Origin of the sequence: Streptococcus sp. HMSC067A03, from assembly GCF_001814295.1 — a bacterium.
Classification (GTDB): domain Bacteria; phylum Bacillota; class Bacilli; order Lactobacillales; family Streptococcaceae; genus Streptococcus; species Streptococcus constellatus.
In genome coordinates this window covers 14,212-37,911 of the sequence record NZ_KV815655.1, presented here as the reverse complement: position 1 = coordinate 37,911, position 23,700 = coordinate 14,212, and the positions used below count along the sequence as shown (strand labels likewise).

The window sequence follows — 23,700 nt, the reverse complement described above, 5'->3', positions numbered from 1 at the left end:
GAAAACAAACGAGTCTGGAACAAAAAAGTTCCAGACTCTGTTTTGTCTTTATTTCTTAAATGTATAATCTTTGATGATTTCAATTTTCTCAATTTTAATCTCTTTTTTGGGTTTATCGTTTTCACCGGTTTCTGTTGTAGCAATTTTATCTACAACTTCCATACCAGAAGTAACTTGTCCAAAAACTGTATAATCGCCGTCTAAGCTAGGATTCCCCCCCTTTTTATAGGCTTCAATGATTTTTTCAGGATAAGCATCGCTTGATAGTCTGCTAGAATTATCTTTATTGTTTTGATTGATAAAGAATTGGCTACCGTTAGAATTTGGATCTGAAGAACGAGCCATTGATAACGCACCACGGATATTGTAGAGATAAGGAGAAATCTCTGTTTTAAATCCGCTTCCAGAATCAATCTTTTCATTCTTTCCTTTCCAAATTGATTCCCCGCCAGTACCATTTCCTAGGGGATCTCCTGTTTGAATCATAAAATCTTTGATGACACGATGGAAAATCAAGCCATTGTAATAACCTTTTTTAGCATGAGTCAAGAAATTTTCTACAGCCAGCGGAGCATATTTAGGAAAAAGTTTTAGAGTGATAGCACCTTCCGTCGTTGTTATTTTCACTTGTGCTTCATTATCTGCGACTTTATCAGACAATTGTGGGAAAGAGATATTCTTATCTGTCAATACTTTTTTTCGTTCTTCAGCTAATTTATCTGTGGTATCTGAGCTGGATGTTGTTGTACTTGATCCCGAAGTCTCATTTCCCCGAATAGCTTTTTTTATGCTGCCACAGCCTGTTAAAAATAAGGCTCCAGCCAATGCTAAAATGAGTAATTTTTTCATACATGTCCTTTCTGAATTTAAAACTATTCACATTTTACTATAAACAAGCTAATTTTTCAAATCTTTTGAGGGTTATCTATGCTAACTAAAAGGCACTATCGGGCTCTTTTTTTGTACTAAAACAGCGTTTAGCAATAAAGAAATGAGGCATTTGCTGCCTAAGAATTTTAGGAAATCATTATTTTTTACAGTCCTCATGTGTAGCATGAGGGTTTTGGAAATGAGCATTTTGTAGTTGTCTGTTGTAGGGCATTTTTGGGGGATTCATTTAGCAATGGGATATGTGCCAGGATTGTTTATCGCTTTTTTCTTGGACCTACTTGTAGCAGAATCAGTTGTAAAAGAACTTGCTTTTAAATTTTTAACGGAATGCCATAAAACTTGGTAGAAAATTATTCTTGTTTCAGGTGGTATGGTTCTGATCATGGTTTCACCGATGCCTTTTTATGGTATATTTTTTAATAGCGTACCGCTTTCACTAGCCAATTATCTAGGAACTTGGCTAACCAATTTTATTGTAGCTTTTCTTTTGAATTTTCTGATTGTTGGACCAATTTCTCACTTTATTCTAGGTCGATTGCAAAAGTAATGTTTTTAATCCTGCTGACGATGAATTTTTGACAATTAGTATACGGAAATTCTTTATTAGATTAATTTAATGATAAACATTTTATGTTATAATAAGTCTATAAAGGAGGGATAGAGAATGGCTAAAAGATTGACAAGAGACGTGCGAAATAAAAAAATTGCGGGTGTTTGTGCAGGTGTTGCAAATTATTTTGACATTGATCCTACCATTGTACGACTAATCTGGGGAGTAGCATTTTTTGTATATGGAATCGGTCTGATCCCTTACTTGATTTTGTGGTTTGTCTTGCCAGAAGATGATGGGAATGATGATGTGATTTGGAAGTAAGCAATGTTGTTTAAAAAGTGGAAACATGGAACTTCTGCTTTTTTCTTTCATTGGATTAGCAGCTAACTTATGATATAATAAAGGTTATGGCAAATAAGAAAAATAGTAGACAAGGCCGAACAACACGACGGCCGACAAAAGCAGAATTAGAGCGTCAAAAAGCTATTCGAAGGATGTTAGTAACTTTCGGAGTTGCTTTTTTGCTTCTTTTTGCAGCCTTAAAATGGGGTGCCGTTGGAATCACTCTTTACAACCTTATTCGATTGTTAGTAGGAAGTTTGGCCTATATGGCTATTATAGGTAGTCTCATTTATCTTTTCTTTTTTAAGTGGGTCAATAAGCATGAAGGTTATAAATCAGGCTTTTTTAGTATTTTTATTGGCTTTCTACTCATATTTCAAGCTTATTTTGTAAATATTTTAAATTTAAAAGAGCAGGTTCTGAGTATAACCTTGTCGCGGATTTTAACAGATTTAAGCTCATTTAAAGTCAGTGCTTTTGCTGGTGGCGGTTTATTAGGAGCTGCTCTTTATGCTCCTGTGGCCTTTTTATTTTCAAATATTGGTTCTTACTTTATTGGTGTTCTCTTGATATTGTTAGGTTTCCTTCTTATCAGTCCATATTCAATTTATGATATTTTTGAAAAATTAAGTGAAGTTTATCATACATGGAATGAAAAGCGGGAAGCGAAGCGCCAACAACGATTTGTGGAGAAAGAAGAAAAAGCTGCACAGGAAACAATGAATGCTATTCAGATGGAGCAAGATGAATCTCAAATTGATCCTGAAATGGGAGAAATTTTAAATGATGATGTTTTGGCGCATACTCCGATTCAATTTGAAGAGGGAGAACCGGAAATCTACGATTATGATGAGGATATAACTGAGAAATCACACGAAGAAGATCAGCAAGATGATATAGATGAAGATGTGGAAGTGAATTTCACTCCTAAAGAAAGTTTCGATTACAAACTGCCAACGATCAATTTGTTTGCGCCTGATAAGCCTAAAAATCAATCAAAAGAAAAGAAAATTGTCCGCGGAAATATCAAGATTTTAGAAGAAACCTTTGCTAGCTTTGGTATTCGTGCTACTGTTGAACGAGCTGAAATCGGACCATCTGTGACTAAGTATGAAGTTAAACCAGCTGTCGGCGTGCGGGTTAATCGTATTTCCAATCTTTCTGACGATTTAGCTTTGGCTTTGGCCGCTAAAGATGTGCGGATTGAGGCACCCATTCCAGGTAAATCTCTGGTCGGAATTGAAGTACCAAACTCAGAGATTGCGATGGTCACTTTCCGTGAACTCTGGGAACAGTCTAAGACAGATGATAAGAAATTCCTCGAAATTCCTCTAGGAAAAGCCGTCAATGGATCTGTTCGGACGTTTGATTTGGCAAAAATGCCTCACTTGCTAGTAGCAGGATCGACTGGTTCAGGGAAATCTGTTGCAGTCAATGGCATTATTGCTAGTATTCTCATGAAAGCACGACCAGATGAAGTCAAGTTCATGATGGTCGATCCCAAAATGGTTGAATTGTCTGTTTATAATGATATTCCTCACTTGCTTATCCCTGTTGTGACCAACCCTCGCAAGGCGAGTCGAGCTTTGCAAAAAGTGGTAGATGAAATGGAAAATCGTTATGAGCTCTTTTCTAAGGTCGGTGCTCGCAATATTGCAGGATACAATGCTAAGGTAGCTGAATACAATGCAAGTCAACCGGAATATAAACAAATTCCTCTTCCTTTGATTGTGGTCATTGTGGACGAGTTGGCAGACCTCATGATGGTAGCTAGCAAAGAAGTGGAAGATGCCATTATTCGCTTAGGGCAAAAGGCACGAGCAGCTGGGATTCATATGATTTTAGCTACCCAACGTCCGTCAGTTGATGTTATTTCTGGACTCATCAAGGCAAATGTTCCGTCACGAATTGCTTTTGCTGTCTCTAGCGGAACCGATAGTCGAACGATTCTAGATGAAAATGGCGCTGAGAAACTCTTGGGACGTGGGGATATGCTCTTTAAGCCGATTGATGAAAATCATCCTGTTCGTCTGCAAGGATCGTTCATTTCTGATGAAGATGTAGAGCACATTGTAACCTTTGTCAAGAATCAGGCAGAAGCTGATTATGATGATAATTTTGACCCGGGAGAAGTATCTGAAAATGATATGGATTCAGGTAGCGAGAGTGAACAAGGAGATCCACTCTTTGAAGAAGCCAAGGCTTTAGTTATAGAAACTCAAAAGGCCAGTGCTTCAATGCTCCAACGTCGATTGTCTGTCGGATTTAATCGTGCAACTCGGCTTATGGAAGAGCTAGAAGCTGCTGGTGTTATCGGACCAGCAGAAGGAACCAAGCCAAGAAAAGTGTTATTGAACAACTAAAAATGGACTGTGCTATTGAAAAGTTTATACTCTTTGAGGTTGAGATAAGAAGATTTTCTAATTTGTTTGATTGAAACAAATGTTCTTATGAAAAAAGCCATTTTTGTTGTAGAATCGCTTCTTTTCATCAACTTTCAAAAGTTCTGTAGAAAAAGTATGGAAAATCTCATGTTTTTCAATTCTGTAACTTTTCTACGGTTTAAACTCGACTTTTTTGATAAAATTAGACCATGACTTGTAAATGGAGGCTATATGTCAAAAGAGATACTTACAGGGCTTAGTCAAAAAGAAGTTAAAGCACGCGTCCAAAAAGGCTTGGTCAACGAAGTAACGGTTAGCACGGAAAAAACAACTTGGCAAATCATTCAGTCGAATGTGTTTACTTATTTTAATGTTATATTTTTTGTCCTTGCTGTGTTGCTAGTTATTGTACAATCATGGAATAATTTACTTTTTTTACCTATTGTTATTATCAATTCTTTGATTGGAATTGTTCAGGAATTAAGAGCTAGAAAAATATTGAGTAAAATGCAGTTGCTTCATCACAATACGGCAATTGCCATGCGAGACGGAAGAGAAGTTCAGCTAGACACGAAAGATCTAGTACAAGATGATCTCGTTCTTTTTTCCGCAGGCGATCAAATTTATGCAGACGCTTGCCTTGTATCAGGTGGTTTGAGGGTCAATGAAGCACAATTAACTGGTGAGGCTGACGAAATTGTAAAGAAAGAAAATGACACCATCATGTCAGGTAGTTTTGTCGTATCTGGCAAGGCTTATGCTCGTTTAGAAAAAGTAGGCGATGATTCTTACATCAATCAACTAACGTTGAAAGCTAAGGAAGTATCTGGAAAAGAAGAATCTGAAATGGTTCATTCTGTCAATAATCTGGTCAAGGCGATTGGATTTTTGATTATTCCTTTGGGACTCATCTTATTTTTCCAAAGCTATGTGACCAATCATGAAAGTTTTCAGGTTAGTATTGTCTCGACAGTAGGGGCGATTATTGGTATGATTCCAGAAGGTCTCTACCTGTTGATGACTTTAGCCTTAGCTTTAGGAGCGGTTAGTCTGGCGAGACAGAAAGTTTTGTTAAATAGCATGAAAGGGATAGAGTCTCTTTCTCGTGTGGATGTTTTATGTGTAGATAAGACTGGGACCATTACGGAAAATACGATGAAGGTCACACAAATTTTTTCTGTCCATCAAAACGAAAATACCTCACGCGAAGCCCTTAAACAATATCTCGCTGCAAGTCCAGATGAGAATGAAACGATTGCAGCGATTCGAAACTTTTTTGTGTCAGAAATAGCAAAAGAGTCTTGGGCTGTATTGTCAACCTTTCCGTTTAGCTCAAAAAACAAATTTGGTGCCATTTGCTTTAACGAGGGAACCTTTATTTTAGGAGCTCCAGAATTTGTATTAAAAGAAAAACTGGAAGAATATCGCAGCTATATCCAAAAGTATGCAGAAAGTGGAACGCGGGTTCTTGTTTTTGCTGAGTCAAAAGAACAACCATTTACAGGTGAGTTAACTCAAACGATAGAACCACTATTATTTATCCTTTTGGAAAATCCAATTCGAGAAAATGCGGCTGAAACATTTTCATATTTTAATGTTCAAGGTGTGGAAGTTAAAGTTATCTCAGGAGATAATCCTGTCACAGTTGCGGCAGTTGCTGCCAAAGCAGAGATTCCTCATGCAGAGAATTATATAGATGCACAAACGTTAGATACTGATGAAAAAATCACTCAAGCAGTTGAAAAATATACTATCTTTGGTCGAGTAACTCCTCAACAGAAACAAAAATTTGTTCAAGCGCTTCAAGCCAATCAGCACAAAGTCGCCATGACAGGGGATGGTGTGAATGATATCTTAGCGATGAAGACAGCAGATTGCAGCATTGCTATGGAATCTGGCAATAATGCTACTAAGCAAATTGCACAAGTTGTTCTGCTGGATTCTGATTTTTCACATATGCCCCACATTGTGACAGAGGGACGCAGAGTTGTCAATAACATTCAACGCTCTGCTAGTTTATTTCTTGTAAAAAATATTTTTTCCATTTCGCTAGCTATTTTATCTAGCTTGTTTGCTTTTACTTATCCATTACAAGCTTCCCAAATTTCTTTGATTAGTGCATTTACGATTGGGATTCCGGGATTTATGTTAGCTCTGGAACCGAATAAACAACGCATTCGAGGGCGTTTTATTAGAACAGTTTTGCAGAATGCTATACCGGCAGCGCTTGTTGATTTGCTAGCCGTTTTGATTGTCATGGTGTGCGGTCGAATTTTTCGATTATCTACGCAAGAAGTTGCAACTTCATCAGTTATCTTGTTAGCCGTAGTTGGTTTTATTATTATCATAAAACTAATCCAGCCACTTAATCGAATGAAAACGACGATAGTACTTTTTAATATTATTGGGTTAATAGTTTCAGGATTATTATTTCACTCTATCTTTTCTTTATCTAAAATCTCACCTATCACCATTATCCTCACAATCATTCTCTCTTTAATGTTAGAATCGCTAATGAGATTCTTTCAATATATTAGTAATCGATTATTTGCTACATGTGATCAATGGTTGAACAGATATCAAGCAGCAAAAAAAATATCGGAAATCTAAAATTTCCGATATTTTTTCATTTTGATAAAAACAAACCAATCACCATAGCGAGATATAGAAAGCAGGTCAAAATAAAACCAGCTCGCCAGAAGAATTTAAAAAATCTGGGATAGTAAAAACTGCGTTTAACTCTAAGAAAATAAACGGTAATAGCAATTGCTAAGGTAGAGAGCGCTAAAGTCAGCTCTGGCAATAAGCTGTGATAGAAAGCTTTATCTGAGATGACATAGAATTCTAGCACGAGAAGTGGAAAGGCCAAATCTGCAAAATTTAAGCCAAATTGTTTCAGACGAAATAATTTGGTGATAATAATAGTTAAAATAATAGTTAAAAAGATAAATAAAACAGAAGCTATTTTTAATAATGTCATAAGTTTATTTTACCATAAAAACTGGAGAAAGATAGAAAAATTTTTCGTGTTTTTTCTTGCAATTTAGCAGCTTTAGTGTATAATAGAAAAGTATGCATGAGCATACTTGTGGGAGGTAAAAATATTACGTTACCGCCAAAACCACAAAGGAGGATTTAAAAATGGCTAAAAAAGTCGAAAAACTTGTAAAATTGCAAATCCCTGCTGGTAAAGCTACTCCAGCTCCACCAGTTGGTCCTGCGCTTGGTCAAGCCGGTATCAATATCATGGGATTCACAAAAGAGTTCAACGCTCGCACAGCTGATCAAGCTGGCATGATTATTCCAGTTGTTATCTCTGTATACGAAGACAAATCATTTACTTTCGTTACAAAGACTCCACCAGCTGCTGTTCTTTTGAAAAAAGCTGCTGGTGTCGAAAAAGGATCAGGTACACCTAATAAAACGAAAGTTGCAACAGTTACTCGTGCACAAGTACAAGAAATTGCTGAAACGAAGATGCCAGATTTGAACGCTGCAAACCTTGAGTCTGCAATGCGTATGATCGAAGGTACTGCTCGTTCTATGGGATTCACTGTTGTTGACTAATCAATAACACCCAAACCCGCAAGACTTCATCAGACGAGAAGGACGTGGGAGATGAAAATCGATTGAACCACTTACAAGGAGAATAGAAAATGGCTAAAAAAAGCAAACACCTTCGTGCTGCTCTTGAAAAAATCGACAGCACAAAAGCATACAGTGTAGAAGAAGCTGTAGCACTTGCAAAAGAAACAAACTTTGCAAAATTTGACGCAACTGTAGAAGTTGCTTATAACTTGAACATTGATGTAAAAAAAGCGGATCAACAAATCCGTGGTGCAATGGTTCTTCCAAACGGAACTGGTAAAACTCAGCGTGTGCTTGTTTTCGCACGTGGTGCAAAAGCAGAAGAAGCAAGAGCTGCTGGTGCAGACTTCGTTGGTGAAGATGATCTTGTTGCAAAAATCAATGACGGCTGGTTGGACTTTGACGTAGTAATCGCTACACCTGACATGATGGCACTTGTAGGTCGCCTTGGACGTGTCCTTGGTCCTCGTAACCTGATGCCAAACCCTAAAACTGGTACTGTAACAATGGACGTTGCAAAAGCAGTTGAAGAGTCTAAGGGGGGTAAGATTACTTACCGCGCAGACCGTGCAGGTAACGTACAAGCTATTATTGGTAAAGTTTCATTTGAAGCTGACAAGTTGGTTGAAAACTTTAAAGCATTCCACGATGTGATTGCCAAAGCAAAACCAGCTACTGTAAAAGGAACATACATGACAAATCTTACTATCACTACTACTCAAGGTGTAGGTATTAAGGTTGATGTCAACTCGCTTTAATTTAAGAATAAAAACTCTATCGATGGATAGGGTTTTTTTATGAATAACTCATATTTAAATGGAGTTTATCAGACTGATAAAAATAGCAGATAAAAGCAACAACGTTTTTGGAATAAATCAATTAATCTATTAGGAGAAAAAAGGATATGTTACATACATTATTGAAGTAGGAGTCAGTCAAAAAAACTAAATTTCTTTTGTTAATTTTGATATTTTAAAAAATAGGACTATATAAAAATTATAAATTATGGTAAAATAGTACAGATAAAATAAGGAGAGTAAAAATGGTAGTCCCGAAATATAAACGTATTTTAATCAAGTTATCAGGTGAAGCTCTTGCTGGTGAGAAAGGGATAGGAATTAATATTTCAACCGTTCAAAAAATGGCAGAGGAAATCAAGGAAGTGCATGATTTGGGTATTGAAATTGCCCTTGTTATCGGTGGTGGGAATCTCTGGCGTGGAGAGCCTGCGGCAGAAGCAGGAATGGATCGTGTGCAGGCTGACTATACTGGAATGCTTGGGACCGTTATGAATGCTTTGGTGATGGCTGATTCATTGCAACAAGTAGGTGTGGATACTCGTGTCCAAACTGCGATTGCAATGCAGCAAGTGGCAGAACCTTACATTCGTGGACGAGCACTTCGCCATCTGGAAAAAGGTCGTATCGTCATTTTTGGTGCCGGTGTTGGCTCACCTTATTTCTCAACGGATACAACAGCTGCCCTTCGTGCGGCCGAGATTGAAGCTGATGCGATTCTTATGGCGAAAAACGGTGTTGATGGGGTCTATAATGCAGATCCAAAGAAAGATAAGACAGCTGTGAAGTTTGATGAATTGACTCACCGCGATGTGATTAACAAAGGATTGCGGATTATGGATTCAACAGCTTCTACCCTTTCAATGGATAATGATATTGACCTTGTTGTGTTCAATATGAACGAATCTGGTAATATTAAACGGGTTGTTTTCGGAGAACAAATCGGAACAACTGTTTCAAATAATGTAGAAAAAGAAGAGGATTAAGTTATGGCAAATGCAATTGTAGAAAAAGCGAAAGAAAGAATGACCCAATCACACCAAAGTTTAGCACGTGAATTTGGTAGTATTCGTGCTGGGCGTGCGAATGCTAGTCTTTTAGATCGCATTACAGTAGAATACTATGGAGTGGAAACTCCACTCAATCAAATTGCTTCTATCACAATTCCAGAAGCGCGCGTGTTATTGGTAACACCTTTTGATAAATCATCTATTAAAGATATTGAACGTGCTTTGAATGCTTCTGATCTGGGTATTACACCTGCTAGTGATGGTTCTGTTATCCGTCTCGTCATTCCTGCTTTGACGGAAGAGACTCGTCGTGATTTGGCTAAAGAAGTTAAAAAAGTTGGAGAGAATGCTAAGATTGCTATCCGGAATATCCGCCGTGATGCTATGGATGAAGCGAAAAAGCAAGAAAAAGCAAAAGAAATTACTGAAGATGAACTGAAAGGTCTTGAAAAAGACATTCAAAAAGTGACAGATGACGCTGTTAAACACATCGATGAAATGACTTCTACTAAGGAAAAAGAATTGCTTGAAGTGTGATGTTTCTTTCCATGATTGAAAATGAAAAACTAAAACTCAGTTAGTTTGGCTAGCTGAGTTTCTTTTGAAAGGGAGCTGAAGCAATGCTCCTTTAAATGATAGAAAGAGAAAAATGAATACAAATCTTGCAACATTTATAACAGGTCTAGTAACCGATGAAAACGATCGCTTTTACTTTGTTCAAAAGGATGGTCAGACTTATGCTTTAGCTAAAGAAGAAGGTAAGTATCAGCTAGGAGAAACGGTCAAAGGTTTTGCTTATAGTGATATGAAACAGAGACTTCGCCTGACGACTCTCGAAGTCACAGCAACTCAGACGACTTTTGGTTGGGGGATGGTAACAGAAGTTCGCAAAGATCTGGGGGTCTTTGTCGACACAGGACTTCCGGATAAGCAAATCGTAGTGTCGCTGGACATCTTGCCGGAGATAAAAGAACTCTGGCCCAAAAAAGGGGATCAGCTTTATATTCGCCTAGATATCGATAAAAAAGACCGAATCTGGGGACTTTTGGCCTATCAGGAGGATTTTCAGCGCTTAGCGCGTCCTGCCTACAATAATATGCAAAATCAAAATTGGCCAGCCCTTGTTTATCGACTCAAACTCTCTGGCACCTTTGTTTATCTGCCAGAGAATAATATGCTGGGCTTTATCCACCCCAGCGAACGTTATACCGAGCCACGTCTCGGTCAAGTGCTAGATGTGCGGGTGATTGGCTTTCGGGAAGTTGATCGTACCCTCAATCTTTCACTAAAACCTCGCTCTTTTGAGATGCTGGAAAATGATGCTCAAATGATTCTGACATATCTAGAAAGTCAAGGAGGTTTTATGACTTTGAATGATAAGTCGTCCCCAGAGGATATAAAGACTACCTTTGGCATTTCCAAAGGACAGTTTAAAAAAGCTTTAGGCGGTCTGATGAAAGCTGGCAAAATCAAGCAAGATGCAAGTGGGACGGAGTTGGTTTGAGATGCCAATCAGTCTTTTCCCAAGAGTTGTGATAGAGTAAAGAGTGTGTTAAAAAATAAATCTCGTAAAAGGAGGTTATCATGCTAGCAATTGAAGAAGTTAATCAGCTATGCTTAGAAAATTTGCCGGCCGTAACCATTTTGACTGGTGATGACGTGGGTCAGTTTGAATTATTAAAATCTCAGTTCTTACAGCAGATTTGTTATGAAGCTGCAGATTTGCGTTATACCCATTTCGATATGAAAGAAGCTGCTTATCCAGATGTGGAGATCGATTTAGTGAGTTTGCCCTTCTTTTCCGAAGAGAAAATCGTTATTTTGGATCATTTTTTAGATATAACAACGGCTAAAAAGCGCTATTTGACAGATGAGGAATTAAAATCTTTTGAGCAATATTTGGAAAATCCTGCAGATACGACAAAATTAGTCATTTTTGCAGAAGGGAAGTTAGACAGTAAACGGCGAATTGTAAAATTGCTCAAGCGAGATGGTAAAATTTTTGAAGCAAGTGAGCCCAAAGAACAAGAATTACGCACCTACTTTAGTAAGCAAGTTCAAGAACAGGAGTTAGAACTTCGTTCGCAAGTTTTAGAAGAATTACTTATTAAATCTGGTTTCGATTTTAGTGAAATTAGTAAAAACTTAGCTTTTTTAAAGGATTATAAAAAAGATGGCATCATTACAAGCGAGGACATTGCTGAAGCAATTCCAAAAACTTTACAGGATAATATTTTTGATCTTACCCAGATGATTTTGCATCAAAAGGTGGACGCAGCGAGAAGTTTGGTACGAGATTTGACCTTGCAAGGTGAAGATGAAATCAAGCTGATTGCAATTATGTTGGGCCAGTTTCGTATATTTGCACAAGTGAAAATCCTCTTTGAAAATGGACGTAATGAAAGTCAGATTGTAGCAGATTTGTCTGGTTATTTGGGACGAAAGGTGAATCCTTATCAAATTAAATATGCCTTGCGCGATGTCCGCTCATTATCCTTGGAAATTTTACAAAAGTCTCTCTCCTGCTTGATTGAAACAGATTATCAAATTAAATCAGGGGTTTACGAAAAAGATTACTTATTTGACTTAGCTTTATTAAAGATTGTAACCCACAACTTATAAGCAAATAAGTTGAAAATTTTGTGGGTCTACGTTATCATTTTCATATAAAATGATAAAGGGGAAAAACCAATGGCAATTATTTTACCTGATCTACCTTATGCTTACGATGCTTTGGAACCGTATATTGATGAAGAAACCATGCACTTGCATCATGACAAACACCACAATACTTATGTAAATAATGTAAATGCGGCGCTAGCAAAACATCCTGAAATCGGTGAGGATTTAGAGCGACTTTTAGCTGATGTTGAGTCTATTCCAACCGATATCCGTCAAGCAGTAATCAATAATGGTGGTGGTCATCTCAACCATGCTCTTTTCTGGGAATTGATGACTCCAGAAGAAACAGCACCATCAGCAGAATTAGCAGCAGATCTTGAAGCAACTTTTGGCTCATTTGACGATTTCAAAACAGCCTTTACGACAGCTGCAACGACTCGCTTTGGTTCAGGCTGGGCTTGGCTAGTGGTAAACAAAGAAGGTAAGCTAGAAGTGATGTCAACTGCTAACCAAGATACGCCAATCTCTGAAGGAAAAACACCTATTTTGGGAATTGATGTTTGGGAGCATGCTTACTATGTGAAATATCGCAATGTTCGCCCAGACTACATTAAAGCTTTCTTTTCAGTTATCAACTGGAATAAGGTCGATGAATTGTACAAAGCAGCGAAATAGAAAAAGACGAATCTGAAAAGGGTTCGTCTTTTTCTGTTGTCATATATCATAAGAATTACTTATAAATTCCAGCCAAATAAAACCAGATTTGTTCCTTGAGAAATTTTAGAGAATGATCATTGGTTCGATCAATGACACCGAAAACAAGATAGTGATTTCTAAACAGCAGTTCATAATCAATATGTTCTCCAATAAGGACAATTTTCCCTCTTTTATCGTATTTTCGGATTGTTTCAATTCTTTTGGTGGCATCTTTAAATGAGAAAAATTTGGATTGTACCACAAAATAAGTAGTTGGACGAAAAGTTCTTTGTGCAGAATGCGTCAATTGCAGCTTTATTTTAAATAATTGATGGATCGTGCGAAGATAGAGAGCGATAAAATATAGCGACATAGAGCTAATAAACGAAAAAGGTTGAATTTGAATCATTATGTTTCCTCCTGACTTATATCCTACCATATCAAATGAAAGATAACTGAGCAAATCCTGAACGGTCTATTATAGGTCCTGAACGGTATTTTTTGAACCATTCAGGACCTTATAGCTACCATTTGGGATTTTTACAATGCTTTTCAGAAATATTTTGAGATAATCAGAGTATAAAAAGGAAAGGAATTCTTCTGTATACATGTTCATTTTAGAAAAAATATTTCATATTTCAAATACTGCATTATTACGACTAGAAAAATTTCAAAATTGGGGAAATAGCAATGCCACAGCACTGTTTATTCTTTTTTTATCACTCAGCTATTTATTTATCCATTCTATTCCCATATTAAGTATACTACTAACCGGCTCTGCTTTTAGTATGATGATAAATTATGTTTTAATAGACGCTTATCTCAAATTACGTGTCTACTATTAGCTACGTAAAAAATAATCCGAGTTTATTTTAGAAAGGAAATCATTGTTGTGAATGTTAAGAAAACATTTGTTCCTCAAATAGATGCAAGAGATTGCGGTGTCGCTGCGCTGGCTTCCATTGCAAAATACTATGGTTCAGACTACTCTCTTGCACATCTGAGAGAACTTGCTAAGACAAGTAAAGAAGGGACAACGGCTCTTGGAATTGTTCAAGCAGCACAAGAAATAGGCTTTGAGACACGACCGATTCAAGGGGATATGTCCTTGTTTGATATGGAAGCTATTCCCTATCCTTTTATCGTTCATGTTCAGAAAAAAGCTAAACTCCCACATTATTATGTTATCTATAAAAATACGAAAAAAGGTCTGCTAGTTGGAGATCCTGACCCAAGTGTAAAAATAACCAAGATCTCAAAAGAAACATTTGCAACAGAATGGACTGGTGTTGCTATTTTTTTAGCACCAGAACCTAGCTATAAACCACATAAGGATAAGAAAAATGGTTTGATAAGCTTAATTCCTCTTATTTTTAAACAGAAAATGCTGGTCACCTATATTGTTTTAGCTAGTTTGCTTGTGACACTCATCAATATTGTTGGATCTTACTACCTACAAGGAATTTTAGACGAATACATTCCAAATCAAATGAGATCAACTCTTGGAATAGTGTCTATTGGTCTGATTATTACTTATATTTTGCAGCAAATGATGAGTTTTTCCAGAGATTACTTATTGATTGTACTTAGTCAGCGGCTGACCATCGATGTGATTTTATCATATATTCGACATATTTTTGAATTACCGATGTCTTTTTTTGCTACGAGACGCACTGGAGAGATTATTTCTCGTTTTACAGATGCTAATTCCATTATTGATGCTCTCGCTTCTACAATACTTTCACTCTTTCTTGACCTTTCTATTTTGATAATAGTAGGAGGGGTATTATTATTACAGAATACCAACCTTTTCTTCCTCACTCTGCTTGCTATTCCTATCTATATGGTGATTATTTTTGCTTTTATAAAGCCTTTTGAAAAAATGAATCATGACGTCATGCAAAGCAATTCTATGGTAAATTCTGCTATTATCGAAGATATTAATGGCATTGAAACCATTAAATCTTTAACAAGCGAAGAAGCTCGTTACCAAAAGATAGACAGCGAATTTGTAAATTATTTAGATAAATCTTTTACGCTTAGTAAATATTCTATTTTTCAAACAACTCTTAAACAAGGCTTTCAATTAATTTTAAATGTGCTTATTTTATGGCTCGGTGCGCATTTAGTTATATCTGAGAAAATCTCAATTGGGCAGCTCATCACATTTACGGCTCTACTTTCTTATTTTACAAATTCTCTTGAAAGTATTATTAATCTGCAAACTAAGCTGCAATCGGCTAAGGTTGCTAACAAGCGGTTGAATGAAGTTTATTTAGTAGAGTCTGAATTTAAAACTAAGCAAACACTTATAGAGAAAGGTTTCTTGACTGGTGATATTACGTTCCATAATGTCTCCTATAAATACGGCTTCGGACGAGATACGTTATCGGATATTAACTTAACAATAAAAATAGGAGATAAGGTGAGCTTAGTCGGTATCAGTGGTTCGGGAAAGACAACGCTTGCCAAAATGATGGTTCATTTTTATGAGCCTTATAAAGGGCAAATCCGTCTCAATGGAAATGATCTTAAAATGATTGATAAGAAGACGCTTCGTCAATATATCAATTATTTACCACAACAAGCCTATATTTTTAGTGGTTCTATCTTAGAAAACCTTACATTAGGGACGAATCAAATATTTTCTCAAGAAGAGATTATTCGCGCTTGTGAAATTGCAGAAATTCGTTCGGATATTGAACAAATGCCTATGGGATATCAAACAGAATTGTCCGATGGAGCTGGTCTATCAGGTGGACAAAAGCAAAGAATTGCTCTAGCACGCGCCCTCTTAACAAAGTCACCAATTCTTATTCTTGATGAGGCAACGAGCGGATTGGATGTTCTAACTGAGAAAAAGGTCATTGACAATCTGATGGGCTTAAAAGACAAAACGATTATTTTTGTTGCTCATCGTCTCAGCATTTCAAAGCGGACAAATCAAGTGATTGTTCTTGATAAAGGGCAGATTATTGAAACTGGATCCCACGCTGAATTGATGGAAAGACAAGGCTTTTATCATCATTTATTTAATAAATAAGGAGTGAATTATGAATCCCAATTTGTTTAAAAGTGTAGAATTTTATCATCGAAGATACCATAACTTTGCGACCGTTCTTATTCTTCCTTTGGTATTGTTCGTTCTATTTCTGGTTCTTTTTTCCATTATTGGTCAAAAGGAAGTGACTGTCAAATCTATCGGTGAAATTACGCCAACGAAAGTCATTGCTATGATCCAATCAAGCAGCAATAATACGATTTTGATTAACCATTTAGCTGAAAATAAGGCAGTCGTAAAAGGAGAGTTGTTGATTCAATATGTAAAAAATATAGAAGTCTCTCAACAAACAGCTATTAAAACTCAACTTGCGACTTATCAACGACAAAAAGTTGGCTTAGAAACACTCAAATCGAGTTTGCATCAAGGGATAAATCTTTTTTCGGGTGAAGATGAATTTGGCTATGCTAATACTTTTAACAATTTTATCAAACAATCACAGGATCTATCATTAGGAATTTCAAAAAGCAATATCGAAGTCAGTAAACAAGCTTCTTTGGCTCATAACACAATTGCTGCGATTGATCAGCAAATCAATGATTTAACAAAACAGATAAATGATTATCGTGAACTGCATCAGGTCATCTCAGAGAATGTTTCACATTTACCAAAGAGTAATCCACATCAGACAACATTCAACATGTATAAGAAACAGTATCAAGCTAATCCAGATACTTCCCTCACAAATCAGTATTTGTCTCAAATTGATACCAATATATCCAATTTAAACTCTTCCATTGCGAATCTAAAGATTCAAAAAGCTGGTACTGGAACTGCGGCGACTTATGACAATAGTCTTTCTACGAAAATCGAAGTACTCCGCACACAATTTATCCAAACGGCTGACCAACAGTTAGCAACCCTTATAACGCAAATCACTGATTTACAGAATCAATTGAATCAAGCAAATGTACAGCTTCAAAACAATAGATTAGTCGCTCCCGAAACAGGTGTTCTGCATATTAGTGAAAAGTTAAAAGGGAACAACTTATTACCTAAAGGAACTGAAATTGCCCAAATCTATCCAGATATCACCAAAACAAACGAAGTCCTTATCACTTATTATGTACCTTCAGCCTATATGACCAATTTAAAAAAAGGACAAACCACTCGTTTAACTTTAGAAAAAATTGGAAAGCAGTCCATCACCATTATCGGAAATATCAATAAAATTGATACTTCCGCTACTGAAACAAAACAAGGAAACCTTTTTAAAGTAACTGCCAAAGCTAAAATTTCTAAGTCCAATGGACAAGTTATCAAGTATGGTCTACAAGGAAGAGTAACTATTGTCATTGCAAAAAAATCATTCTTTGATTACTACAAAGACAAACTGTTAAACAATGTCGAATGACCGTTTAGGACGAAATCACTACCGTTTAAGATTTAACGATTCATTATTCAACAGTTGGATTATAATAAATATATCAAAAAGGAGGTTCCTATTATGGACAAAAAACAAACATTGGATCATTTTCATACACTTACAAGTCAAGAACTCGAACAAGTCGTCGGTGGCGGCTGGTTGGAAGACTTATTTAGTCCTTATTTAAAAAAGTATAAATTAGGCAAACTTGGACAACCTGATTTAGGATAACATAAAAACCATTACTGTACTTGATATTACAGCAATGGTTTTCTTTAATTCAGATGAATCTCAAGGACATGCTGGAAACGATAATTTTGACTAGCGCTAGTAAGAGAAACATTTGGGTACCTATCCAGAATTGCTAAGACATTTGATAATCCAATTCCTCGCCCAGCTCCTTTAGAACTAACTCCTGCATCAAAAATACGAGACATGTCTATATGTTCCTCTTTTATAGTATTTTCAATGGAGAATACCTGCTTGTTTTCTGACAAAACATAAGCAATCGTCATAGTTGGAGCAGCAGCTTCAATAGCATTATCACACAAAATGGAGACAATGGTGATAAAGTCAACTAATTCCATTCCTTGCGGGTAAATATCTTCTGGAACCTCCAATGAAACGGCTACATTATGCTCTTGAGCTTGTGCAAATTTAGCAGCTAGCAGGCTCTTTAAAGCTTCATTTTTGATATGGACTAACCGTCCGATATCATACTTGGGATTGCGAAAGCGCTTATTGGAATCTTTCAAAACAGAATGATATACATTCTTTACAATACCTAGATTATTTTGTTCAATTCCTAATTTTAAGGTCATTAAAATATTTTCGTAATCATGCCGAAAATTCCGAACTTCTGTGTACAGTTCTTCAATGTGATGACTGTAGTTTTCCATATTTTTTAACTGTAAATCTTTTTGAAGCATTAAATCATTTTGGATTCTCTCTCGTAAATGACGGTCTAAATAATTGGCAACACTCACAAAAAGGATAAGATAAAGAACTACTAAACTTTCTCTAAAATTTAGTGTCTGTATGTTACTCTCGTTTTCTAAATAAGATAGAACTTGAACAATAAGATGATAAACAATCATGCTGATATTTACAAAGATGATAATTTTCTTATCGTTGTGATTAATTTTTTGAGATTTTAATGTCTTAAAATTATATTGAATTAAACGCAAAAAAAGTAATACTATCAGCGTTGCCATAATTGATGTGACAATCGGACCAAAAAAACTTTTATTGAGGCTTTCTACACTAAAACTAAATAAAGGAGATATGAAAAAAATAATCAAGCGTTGAATTAAATTCCATAGTGTGATTGGAAAAAGTCCGTAAAAAATTTTTAACGTTTTGTTGTAAGATTTTCCAACAATCCAAGAAAAAATTAAAAAATAAGTTGGACCTATCAGATAAGAAAATAAACTATTTGGAATAAAAGAAAAAATTATACTATAAAGTAAATTGGTTAGAATTGCTATCAGATATGTTCTAGTTGTTAATTTTTGTCCACTAATGTAGGAAAAAAGAAACAACAATAAAAACATGTCTATGATAATCAATGATAATTGCACCATAATATCATTCCCTCCGGTGCAGGGCTGCAATGGCTTCTGTTAACCCTTTTATTTTTGCTCTGGAAATAAGACAAGTAGCACCATTTTGGAAGTGAAGGATATGATTTACTTTATCCACTTGATGGACATTAGCTGGATTAACAACAAAGGAGCGATGACATTGGTAGAACCGTTTTTCTTTTTTTAAAATATCTGAAAGATTAGCAGTAAATTCCGTACGTCCTCTATGTGTGTAAAGAACTAAGCGGTGAGGACGAGAGGAAGTTTCAATATAAAGAATATCTTTAAATGGCACTTGTATTTGTGTATGAGGTGTTTCAAAGAGAAGAGCATCGTCTGCCAGCCCTTTACCTGTTAGGCTTTCAGTATGTAGCAGTGCAGTTTCGATCCGTTTTTTAAAGACTTCTTTTGATAACGATTTGTCAAGATAATCAAGGGCACCCACTTGTAGCTTAAACGCTGTTGGCATCAATTCAGAATGACTGGTTACAAAGACAATGATGGCATAAGGATCTATCTCGCGTATCTTTTTAGCAACGTCTAAGCCCTTTTCTTCCTCGGTTTTGATTTCAATGTCTAAAAAGAAAATCTGATGGCTTCCTTTCTCAGATATGGCTTCTAGTAATTGTTTAGGTTTTCCAACAACTTCAAAATGATGATATTGAAGATGATGTTTTTCGATAATTTCTTCAACAATAGTCTCCATATAATATTGTTGAGTAAGATCATCTTCTAAAATAAAAATATTCATTTTCATAATGTTCCTGATTGATAAAATATGTAAGAATTATGTGTAATTCTAGTATTTATTATATAAAAAGGATTGGAAGTTAACAAGAACAAAATATAAAAATATTCGATAGATTCAAAAAATAAACAAACTGATAACACTTTATAGCTATCAGTTTGTTTTTGCTTACTAAAAAAAGAAATGAAAATAAATCCAATTATAAAGGATATACCAGATAGAGGCTATGAAAGTATATAAATTCCATGATACATGAAAGAGAATCTGAAGTCGGATGTTTTGACTATAACGGTAAAATAGAGATAGTGCCAATCCACTTAAAAAGTAAAAACTGAGATTGACCCAGTCTCTCTGAAGCAAGACCATGTGGCCTAATGTAAATAGACTAGCAGAAAGCAAGACGTCTAAATAATATTTTGAGTTGGTAAAGAACCGAGACATGATATACCCTCGATAAAAAAGTTCTTCTACAATCGGAGCAATCAATATCGTTATGAGAATACTACAAATATCAAAGATTTTTCCTCCACTCCAGATACCAACCTTACTGTAAAGTTTGGCATTCATAGTCGTTCGCGCCATACATTGTACCAAGTCTTTCCTTATGTCTGCCAATAAGAAAAAGATGAACAGTAAAGCAAGAAAAGCTACAATGTCGCGTTTATGGATTTTCTTCCTTTTAAAAATAGAGGATAAATCTGCTCGTTTCAAGAGATAAAGAATGAAGAACAGCATTAACATCTCTTGAATCAACACCATAACACCAACTGCTGCCAAATTCCACTGAAACAAAATAGCAATATGAAGGGCTAAAGTTTCTGGAAGACCTGCCAGTAAAATAGTAAAAAGTATTATAAAAATGAGTGAAAATGCTAATTTCTTCATCGTATCTCCTATTTTGAGGTAACCTTATATTCTTATTCTACAAAATTTTTATAAAAGATTTCATTGAAATCCCAAATGATAGCTTTGGTGTCCTAAATGGTTAAAAATACGATTCAGGATGTCAGAAGTACCATTCAGGATTTATAAATTTATAAAATATATTATATGCTATACTAAATTTGTCAGGTTGCAACAGGACAAAAATATGAAAATAAAAAGGAGGTATTCATCATGAATACAAAATCACTCGAAAAATTTGAAGTACTGAACTCTGAAATGCTAGCAAGTGTTGAAGGGGGCTTTGGATGGGGCAATTTCTTTGGTTCTGTTTTGGGAGCTTTAGATGGTGGTGGACCAACTCTAGATCAACTAAATGGGGGAGCAACCAGAAACTTTAGAGCATGTTCTTGTTCTCCATCTGGTACGGGTGGAACACCGAATTCTTGCAATTTCTGTTAAATTTTAAAATAAATAATAAATGTGAAGGAGTGTAAATGAAAGCAATTTATAAAAATCAAATAGCTGATGTTTGGAAAATTAGCAGAGAAGCTGAACAACCTGATTGGGTGAAAGAAGCGTTTGCTAAAAATTACTTGTATTGGTTGGACGATCATCTTCGGATTTTAATGGCAGGGTTAAATCCTTCTACTGTGGAGAATTTAAAAATTGGTACAGTTGGAACAATAGGTGGTGGATTTGCAGGTTATGGTATGTATGTGTTGGGCTATATTGGTGATTATTTGGATGTTACCAATCATCGGGTAGTTTCTCAAAAAACATTTGAAAAAGAATACCGTATTCAAGAGAATTTGTAGATAAATAAATTGATTTTTCTGACCACTTTTATCGCATTTCTAAAAAGGCTCTAGGTTATAATTCACTTAGAGTCTTTGATTTTTAGCAGATTAATTTAGAACAATCACTATTCAGGACGTCAGAAGTACCATTCAGGATTTGCAGATTTATAAAATATGTTATAGGCTATACTAGATTCGTCAGGTTGCAACAGGATAAAAGTATGAAAATAAAAAGGAGGTATTCATCATGAATACAAAAACATTAGAAAAATATGAAGTACTGAACTCTGAAATGCTGGCAAGTGTTGAAGGGGGAAAGAGACCAGGAGGAGCACCTGTTACAGGTATGACACAAGCACATTATACTTGTTTAGCCGCAACATGGGGAGCGACATTTGGAGGAATGTTAGCTCCGATTAGTTTAATAGGTAGCATTCCGGGAGTATTAGCTGCATGTAGTGGTTTATAGTACAAACTAATAAAGAGGATAGACATAATGACCTATTTAAAGAAGCTACAATTATGTATTTTGTGTGGCTTGATAGGAGCCATGTTATTAGATTATTGGGTACATGATTTAAAGCAGCTTTATGCGATTATTGTAACTTATGCAGTGAGCTCAGTCTATACTTTTATCTGTATAAAAATATTAAAACTTAGTAATAAAGTTACTTTGATATCTGCTATTACTTTGTCAGCTATAGTGATGTTTATTTTTCTACATGTTTTACCCCAGTTTACTATGTGACAAATTGAGTTTTATGTAATATTTTATCAAAAAATAGGCACGGTTTTTCAGAAAAAAGGTTCTAAGTGATTCGTTATTTAGAACCTTTGGTTTTTTGGTAGACTATTTTAAGATTTATACCATTCAAGATTTGGACAGCTACAAAAGATAAAAATGTTATATCAAGTTTATTAGATTGAAATAGAACAAAGTGAGCTAAAAAATAGGTATTATGATGAATATAAAAATATTAGAAAAATTTGAAGTGTTGAATTCTGAAATTCTTGCAAATTTGGTAGAGCTAGTTATTAGGGAAACAATTTATTTGTTAAGGAGGTTAAAAGGGGATAAATATGAAGAATACACAGAGAGCAATAATAACAATGCTGATATCTATTATATTAATTACTATAGTAGGAATGTATTTTAAAATTAAAGTGATTAACATACTAAACCTTGGTCTCTCTAGTTTGGTATTAGAAATATTAATTCATTATTTTGCATACAAACAGAATAGACCTGAAATTACTTTATTAAAAACTTTTGATTTATACAAAAAGTTTGTTAAAAAAACATTGCTGATGTTTATTGTTATAATTACATTTGTTGGTTATAAAATTTTCTTCTCAGATATTCCTAATATTTTGTCCTTTTTCTATTGTCATATTATTGTTGTGTTTTATACTGTTGGTTATATTTTGTGTTTAAATAATAATATATTAAAAAATGAAAGAGAGTGAGAATTTTATGTTAAATCTAAAAGGTGAAGTTGTAAATGAGCTATCAGATGTTCAGCTTTCCGAAATTAGTGGTGGAGGTTCAGGATATTGTAAGCCTGTTATGGTAGGAGCAAATGGTTATGCATGTCGCTATAGTAATGGTCGATGAGATTATAAAGTTACTAAAGGAATATTTCAAGCAACTACAGATGTTATTGTTAAAGGCTGGGCAGAATATGGTCCGTAGATTCCAAGACATTAACAAGTCTTTTAAAAGCGAATATAAAAATTAGATTGTTTTAGGAGTAATATTATGGGAACTTTAAGATGGTTTGCTGGTGGGCAGAAAAGAAGAGGACGAGCAATTTTTCTTATCAACCAAATGTTTTCTGAATTTGATAGTAAAAACGCGAATCCACTATATCAAGTGCTGGATTCTTATCGAACAGAATTGAAGTTTGATGGGACATCTACACCTTATATATTGAATCGTATGAATATTGATATTTCTAAAGTACTTTTAAACAATAATATACGACTGTCAAGTACTGAATCAAGTCAGTTAAAGGAGCTGAGGGCTTTGTATCATATTAGAATAATCTAGGTATTTGTGTGGATTGATAATTAGCTTCTATATAAGACCACTGAAAAGATTGGTACTGGACATGGTATAATAAGTGGACACAAAATTGTGTGGAAAATAGGAGAGTAGCATATCAAGAAAGATTTTCGATAACATCTGGGAGGGTGTAAATGAAAGCGATTTATAAAAATAAAATAGCTGATGTTTGGAAAATTAGCAGAGAAGCTGAACAACCTGATTGGGTGAAAGAAGCGTTTGCTAAAAATTACTTGTATTGGTTGGATGATCATCTTCGGATTTTAATGGCTGGTCTGAATCCTTCTACTGTGGAGAATTTAAAAATTGGTA

General features: G+C 35.3%; 24 protein-coding genes and 1 pseudogene. 19 read left to right on the top strand and 6 right to left on the bottom strand.

Annotated features, from left to right (window positions below; translation table 11 throughout):
- Positions 1-48: 48 nt before the first annotated feature.
- Positions 49-849 carry a peptidylprolyl isomerase gene (locus tag HMPREF2963_RS05400; protein ID WP_070669119.1) on the bottom strand — a complete coding sequence of 267 codons (801 nt, stop codon included), beginning with the start codon at positions 847-849 and terminating at the stop codon, positions 49-51.
- A 706-nt stretch (positions 850-1,555) separates the two neighbouring features.
- Here HMPREF2963_RS05400 and HMPREF2963_RS05395 point away from each other — a divergent pair.
- From HMPREF2963_RS05395 to HMPREF2963_RS05385, 3 genes are all read left to right on the top strand, one after another.
- Complete coding sequence (locus HMPREF2963_RS05395; RefSeq protein ID WP_003032121.1) at positions 1,556-1,765, top strand: PspC domain-containing protein; 210 nt, start codon at positions 1,556-1,558, stop codon at positions 1,763-1,765.
- A gap of 86 nt (positions 1,766-1,851) precedes the next feature.
- The gene (locus tag HMPREF2963_RS05390) at positions 1,852-4,149 is read left to right on the top strand and encodes a DNA translocase FtsK (protein WP_070669117.1); all 2,298 of its coding nucleotides are present in this window, start codon (positions 1,852-1,854) and stop codon (positions 4,147-4,149) included.
- A gap of 252 nt (positions 4,150-4,401) precedes the next feature.
- A complete protein-coding gene (locus HMPREF2963_RS05385) occupies positions 4,402-6,780 on the top strand; it encodes a cation-translocating P-type ATPase (protein WP_070669116.1) in 2,379 nt (792 codons plus the stop codon).
- A 16-nt stretch (positions 6,781-6,796) separates the two neighbouring features.
- On the opposite strand, the gene HMPREF2963_RS05380 is transcribed toward HMPREF2963_RS05385, so the two are convergent.
- Positions 6,797-7,150, bottom strand: a complete 354-nt coding sequence (locus tag HMPREF2963_RS05380) for a DUF3397 domain-containing protein (RefSeq protein WP_003069942.1) — start codon at positions 7,148-7,150, stop codon at positions 6,797-6,799.
- Between the two features lie 161 nt (positions 7,151-7,311).
- On the opposite strand from HMPREF2963_RS05380, the gene rplK reads away from it, so the two are divergent.
- From rplK to HMPREF2963_RS05345, 7 genes are all read left to right on the top strand, one after another.
- Positions 7,312-7,737, top strand: coding sequence for a 50S ribosomal protein L11 (gene rplK, locus HMPREF2963_RS05375; RefSeq protein WP_003025466.1), 426 nt, complete (start codon positions 7,312-7,314; stop codon positions 7,735-7,737).
- Positions 7,738-7,826: 89 nt separating this feature from the next.
- Positions 7,827-8,516: a 50S ribosomal protein L1 gene (rplA, locus tag HMPREF2963_RS05370; protein WP_070669114.1), complete on the top strand. Its 690-nt coding sequence runs from the start codon at positions 7,827-7,829 to the stop codon at positions 8,514-8,516.
- A 284-nt stretch (positions 8,517-8,800) separates the two neighbouring features.
- Positions 8,801-9,541 (top strand): UMP kinase, encoded by a 741-nt coding sequence (pyrH, locus tag HMPREF2963_RS05365; protein WP_003069937.1) that lies wholly within the window; start codon positions 8,801-8,803, stop codon positions 9,539-9,541.
- A gap of 3 nt (positions 9,542-9,544) precedes the next feature.
- Positions 9,545-10,102, top strand: a complete 558-nt coding sequence (gene frr / locus HMPREF2963_RS05360; RefSeq protein ID WP_003069936.1) for a ribosome recycling factor — start codon at positions 9,545-9,547, stop codon at positions 10,100-10,102.
- Between the two features lie 112 nt (positions 10,103-10,214).
- On the top strand, positions 10,215-11,069 hold the full coding sequence (gene cvfB, locus HMPREF2963_RS05355; RefSeq protein WP_006270135.1) for an RNA-binding virulence regulatory protein CvfB: 855 nt from the start codon (positions 10,215-10,217) through the stop codon (positions 11,067-11,069).
- An 80-nt stretch (positions 11,070-11,149) separates the two neighbouring features.
- Complete coding sequence (holA, locus tag HMPREF2963_RS05350) at positions 11,150-12,187, top strand: DNA polymerase III subunit delta (protein WP_006270145.1); 1,038 nt, start codon at positions 11,150-11,152, stop codon at positions 12,185-12,187.
- 69 nt (positions 12,188-12,256) lie between these two features.
- Positions 12,257-12,862: a superoxide dismutase gene (locus tag HMPREF2963_RS05345; protein ID WP_006267096.1), complete on the top strand. Its 606-nt coding sequence runs from the start codon at positions 12,257-12,259 to the stop codon at positions 12,860-12,862.
- 55 nt (positions 12,863-12,917) lie between these two features.
- Here HMPREF2963_RS05345 and HMPREF2963_RS05340 read toward each other — a convergent pair whose 3' ends face one another.
- Positions 12,918-13,292: a hypothetical protein gene (locus tag HMPREF2963_RS05340; protein ID WP_003069929.1), complete on the bottom strand. Its 375-nt coding sequence runs from the start codon at positions 13,290-13,292 to the stop codon at positions 12,918-12,920.
- A 483-nt stretch (positions 13,293-13,775) separates the two neighbouring features.
- Here HMPREF2963_RS05340 and HMPREF2963_RS05335 point away from each other — a divergent pair, with 483 nt between their 5' ends.
- From HMPREF2963_RS05335 to HMPREF2963_RS05325, 3 genes are all read left to right on the top strand, one after another.
- Complete coding sequence (locus HMPREF2963_RS05335) at positions 13,776-15,926, top strand: peptide cleavage/export ABC transporter (protein ID WP_006270130.1); 2,151 nt, start codon at positions 13,776-13,778, stop codon at positions 15,924-15,926.
- Between the two features lie 10 nt (positions 15,927-15,936).
- Positions 15,937-17,298, top strand: a complete 1,362-nt coding sequence (locus HMPREF2963_RS05330) for a bacteriocin secretion accessory protein (RefSeq protein ID WP_070669111.1) — start codon at positions 15,937-15,939, stop codon at positions 17,296-17,298.
- A 93-nt stretch (positions 17,299-17,391) separates the two neighbouring features.
- Positions 17,392-17,541, top strand: a complete 150-nt coding sequence (locus HMPREF2963_RS05325) for a ComC/BlpC family leader-containing pheromone/bacteriocin (protein ID WP_003025431.1) — start codon at positions 17,392-17,394, stop codon at positions 17,539-17,541.
- A gap of 44 nt (positions 17,542-17,585) precedes the next feature.
- Here the strand turns inward: HMPREF2963_RS05325 and HMPREF2963_RS05320 are convergent, their stop codons facing one another.
- The 3 genes from HMPREF2963_RS05320 to HMPREF2963_RS05310 all read right to left on the bottom strand — a co-directional run bounded on the left by HMPREF2963_RS05320 (position 17,586) and on the right by HMPREF2963_RS05310 (position 20,526).
- Positions 17,586-18,893: a sensor histidine kinase gene (locus tag HMPREF2963_RS05320; RefSeq protein ID WP_070669109.1), complete on the bottom strand. Its 1,308-nt coding sequence runs from the start codon at positions 18,891-18,893 to the stop codon at positions 17,586-17,588.
- Positions 18,894-18,897: 4 nt separating this feature from the next.
- Positions 18,898-19,644, bottom strand: a complete 747-nt coding sequence (locus HMPREF2963_RS05315; protein WP_025271905.1) for a response regulator transcription factor — start codon at positions 19,642-19,644, stop codon at positions 18,898-18,900.
- Between the two features lie 168 nt (positions 19,645-19,812).
- Positions 19,813-20,526: a CPBP family intramembrane glutamic endopeptidase gene (locus HMPREF2963_RS05310; protein ID WP_070669107.1), complete on the bottom strand. Its 714-nt coding sequence runs from the start codon at positions 20,524-20,526 to the stop codon at positions 19,813-19,815.
- A 231-nt stretch (positions 20,527-20,757) separates the two neighbouring features.
- Here HMPREF2963_RS05310 and HMPREF2963_RS05305 point away from each other — a divergent pair, with 231 nt between their 5' ends.
- The 6 genes and pseudogenes from HMPREF2963_RS05305 to HMPREF2963_RS05275 all read left to right on the top strand — a co-directional run bounded on the left by HMPREF2963_RS05305 (position 20,758) and on the right by HMPREF2963_RS05275 (position 23,373).
- Entirely contained in the window at positions 20,758-20,985 is a 228-nt protein-coding gene (locus HMPREF2963_RS05305; protein WP_004233901.1) for a bacteriocin, read from the top strand.
- Positions 20,986-21,020: 35 nt separating this feature from the next.
- Positions 21,021-21,341, top strand: a complete 321-nt coding sequence (locus tag HMPREF2963_RS05300; RefSeq protein ID WP_003073339.1) for a hypothetical protein — start codon at positions 21,021-21,023, stop codon at positions 21,339-21,341.
- A 229-nt stretch (positions 21,342-21,570) separates the two neighbouring features.
- The gene (locus tag HMPREF2963_RS05295; protein WP_070669105.1) at positions 21,571-21,792 is read left to right on the top strand and encodes a Blp family class II bacteriocin; all 222 of its coding nucleotides are present in this window, start codon (positions 21,571-21,573) and stop codon (positions 21,790-21,792) included.
- Between the two features lie 677 nt (positions 21,793-22,469).
- Positions 22,470-22,790 (top strand): hypothetical protein, encoded by a 321-nt coding sequence (locus HMPREF2963_RS05285; protein ID WP_070669131.1) that lies wholly within the window; start codon positions 22,470-22,472, stop codon positions 22,788-22,790.
- Between the two features lie 7 nt (positions 22,791-22,797).
- Positions 22,798-23,016 (top strand): annotated as a pseudogene (locus tag HMPREF2963_RS09665) (garvicin Q family class II bacteriocin).
- A gap of 66 nt (positions 23,017-23,082) precedes the next feature.
- Entirely contained in the window at positions 23,083-23,373 is a 291-nt protein-coding gene (locus HMPREF2963_RS05275; protein ID WP_070669102.1) for a bacteriocin immunity protein, read from the top strand.
- The last annotated feature ends 327 nt before the right edge of the window (positions 23,374-23,700 follow it).

Coding starts and splice junctions, on each gene's coding strand:
- HMPREF2963_RS05400 (WP_070669119.1), bottom strand. CDS start 849: ATGAAAAAATTACTCATTTTAGCATTGGCTGGAGCCTTATTTTTAACA.
- HMPREF2963_RS05395 (WP_003032121.1), top strand. CDS start 1,556: ATGGCTAAAAGATTGACAAGAGACGTGCGAAATAAAAAAATTGCGGGT.
- HMPREF2963_RS05390 (WP_070669117.1), top strand. CDS start 1,852: ATGGCAAATAAGAAAAATAGTAGACAAGGCCGAACAACACGACGGCCG.
- HMPREF2963_RS05385 (WP_070669116.1), top strand. CDS start 4,402: ATGTCAAAAGAGATACTTACAGGGCTTAGTCAAAAAGAAGTTAAAGCA.
- HMPREF2963_RS05380 (WP_003069942.1), bottom strand. CDS start 7,150: ATGACATTATTAAAAATAGCTTCTGTTTTATTTATCTTTTTAACTATT.
- rplK (WP_003025466.1), top strand. CDS start 7,312: ATGGCTAAAAAAGTCGAAAAACTTGTAAAATTGCAAATCCCTGCTGGT.
- rplA (WP_070669114.1), top strand. CDS start 7,827: ATGGCTAAAAAAAGCAAACACCTTCGTGCTGCTCTTGAAAAAATCGAC.
- pyrH (WP_003069937.1), top strand. CDS start 8,801: ATGGTAGTCCCGAAATATAAACGTATTTTAATCAAGTTATCAGGTGAA.
- frr (WP_003069936.1), top strand. CDS start 9,545: ATGGCAAATGCAATTGTAGAAAAAGCGAAAGAAAGAATGACCCAATCA.
- cvfB (WP_006270135.1), top strand. CDS start 10,215: ATGAATACAAATCTTGCAACATTTATAACAGGTCTAGTAACCGATGAA.
- holA (WP_006270145.1), top strand. CDS start 11,150: ATGCTAGCAATTGAAGAAGTTAATCAGCTATGCTTAGAAAATTTGCCG.
- HMPREF2963_RS05345 (WP_006267096.1), top strand. CDS start 12,257: ATGGCAATTATTTTACCTGATCTACCTTATGCTTACGATGCTTTGGAA.
- HMPREF2963_RS05340 (WP_003069929.1), bottom strand. CDS start 13,292: ATGATTCAAATTCAACCTTTTTCGTTTATTAGCTCTATGTCGCTATAT.
- HMPREF2963_RS05330 (WP_070669111.1), top strand. CDS start 15,937: ATGAATCCCAATTTGTTTAAAAGTGTAGAATTTTATCATCGAAGATAC.
- HMPREF2963_RS05325 (WP_003025431.1), top strand. CDS start 17,392: ATGGACAAAAAACAAACATTGGATCATTTTCATACACTTACAAGTCAA.
- HMPREF2963_RS05320 (WP_070669109.1), bottom strand. CDS start 18,893: ATGGTGCAATTATCATTGATTATCATAGACATGTTTTTATTGTTGTTT.
- HMPREF2963_RS05315 (WP_025271905.1), bottom strand. CDS start 19,644: ATGAATATTTTTATTTTAGAAGATGATCTTACTCAACAATATTATATG.
- HMPREF2963_RS05310 (WP_070669107.1), bottom strand. CDS start 20,526: ATGAAGAAATTAGCATTTTCACTCATTTTTATAATACTTTTTACTATT.
- HMPREF2963_RS05305 (WP_004233901.1), top strand. CDS start 20,758: ATGAATACAAAATCACTCGAAAAATTTGAAGTACTGAACTCTGAAATG.
- HMPREF2963_RS05300 (WP_003073339.1), top strand. CDS start 21,021: ATGAAAGCAATTTATAAAAATCAAATAGCTGATGTTTGGAAAATTAGC.
- HMPREF2963_RS05295 (WP_070669105.1), top strand. CDS start 21,571: ATGAATACAAAAACATTAGAAAAATATGAAGTACTGAACTCTGAAATG.
- HMPREF2963_RS05285 (WP_070669131.1), top strand. CDS start 22,470: ATGTATTTTAAAATTAAAGTGATTAACATACTAAACCTTGGTCTCTCT.
- HMPREF2963_RS05275 (WP_070669102.1), top strand. CDS start 23,083: ATGGGAACTTTAAGATGGTTTGCTGGTGGGCAGAAAAGAAGAGGACGA.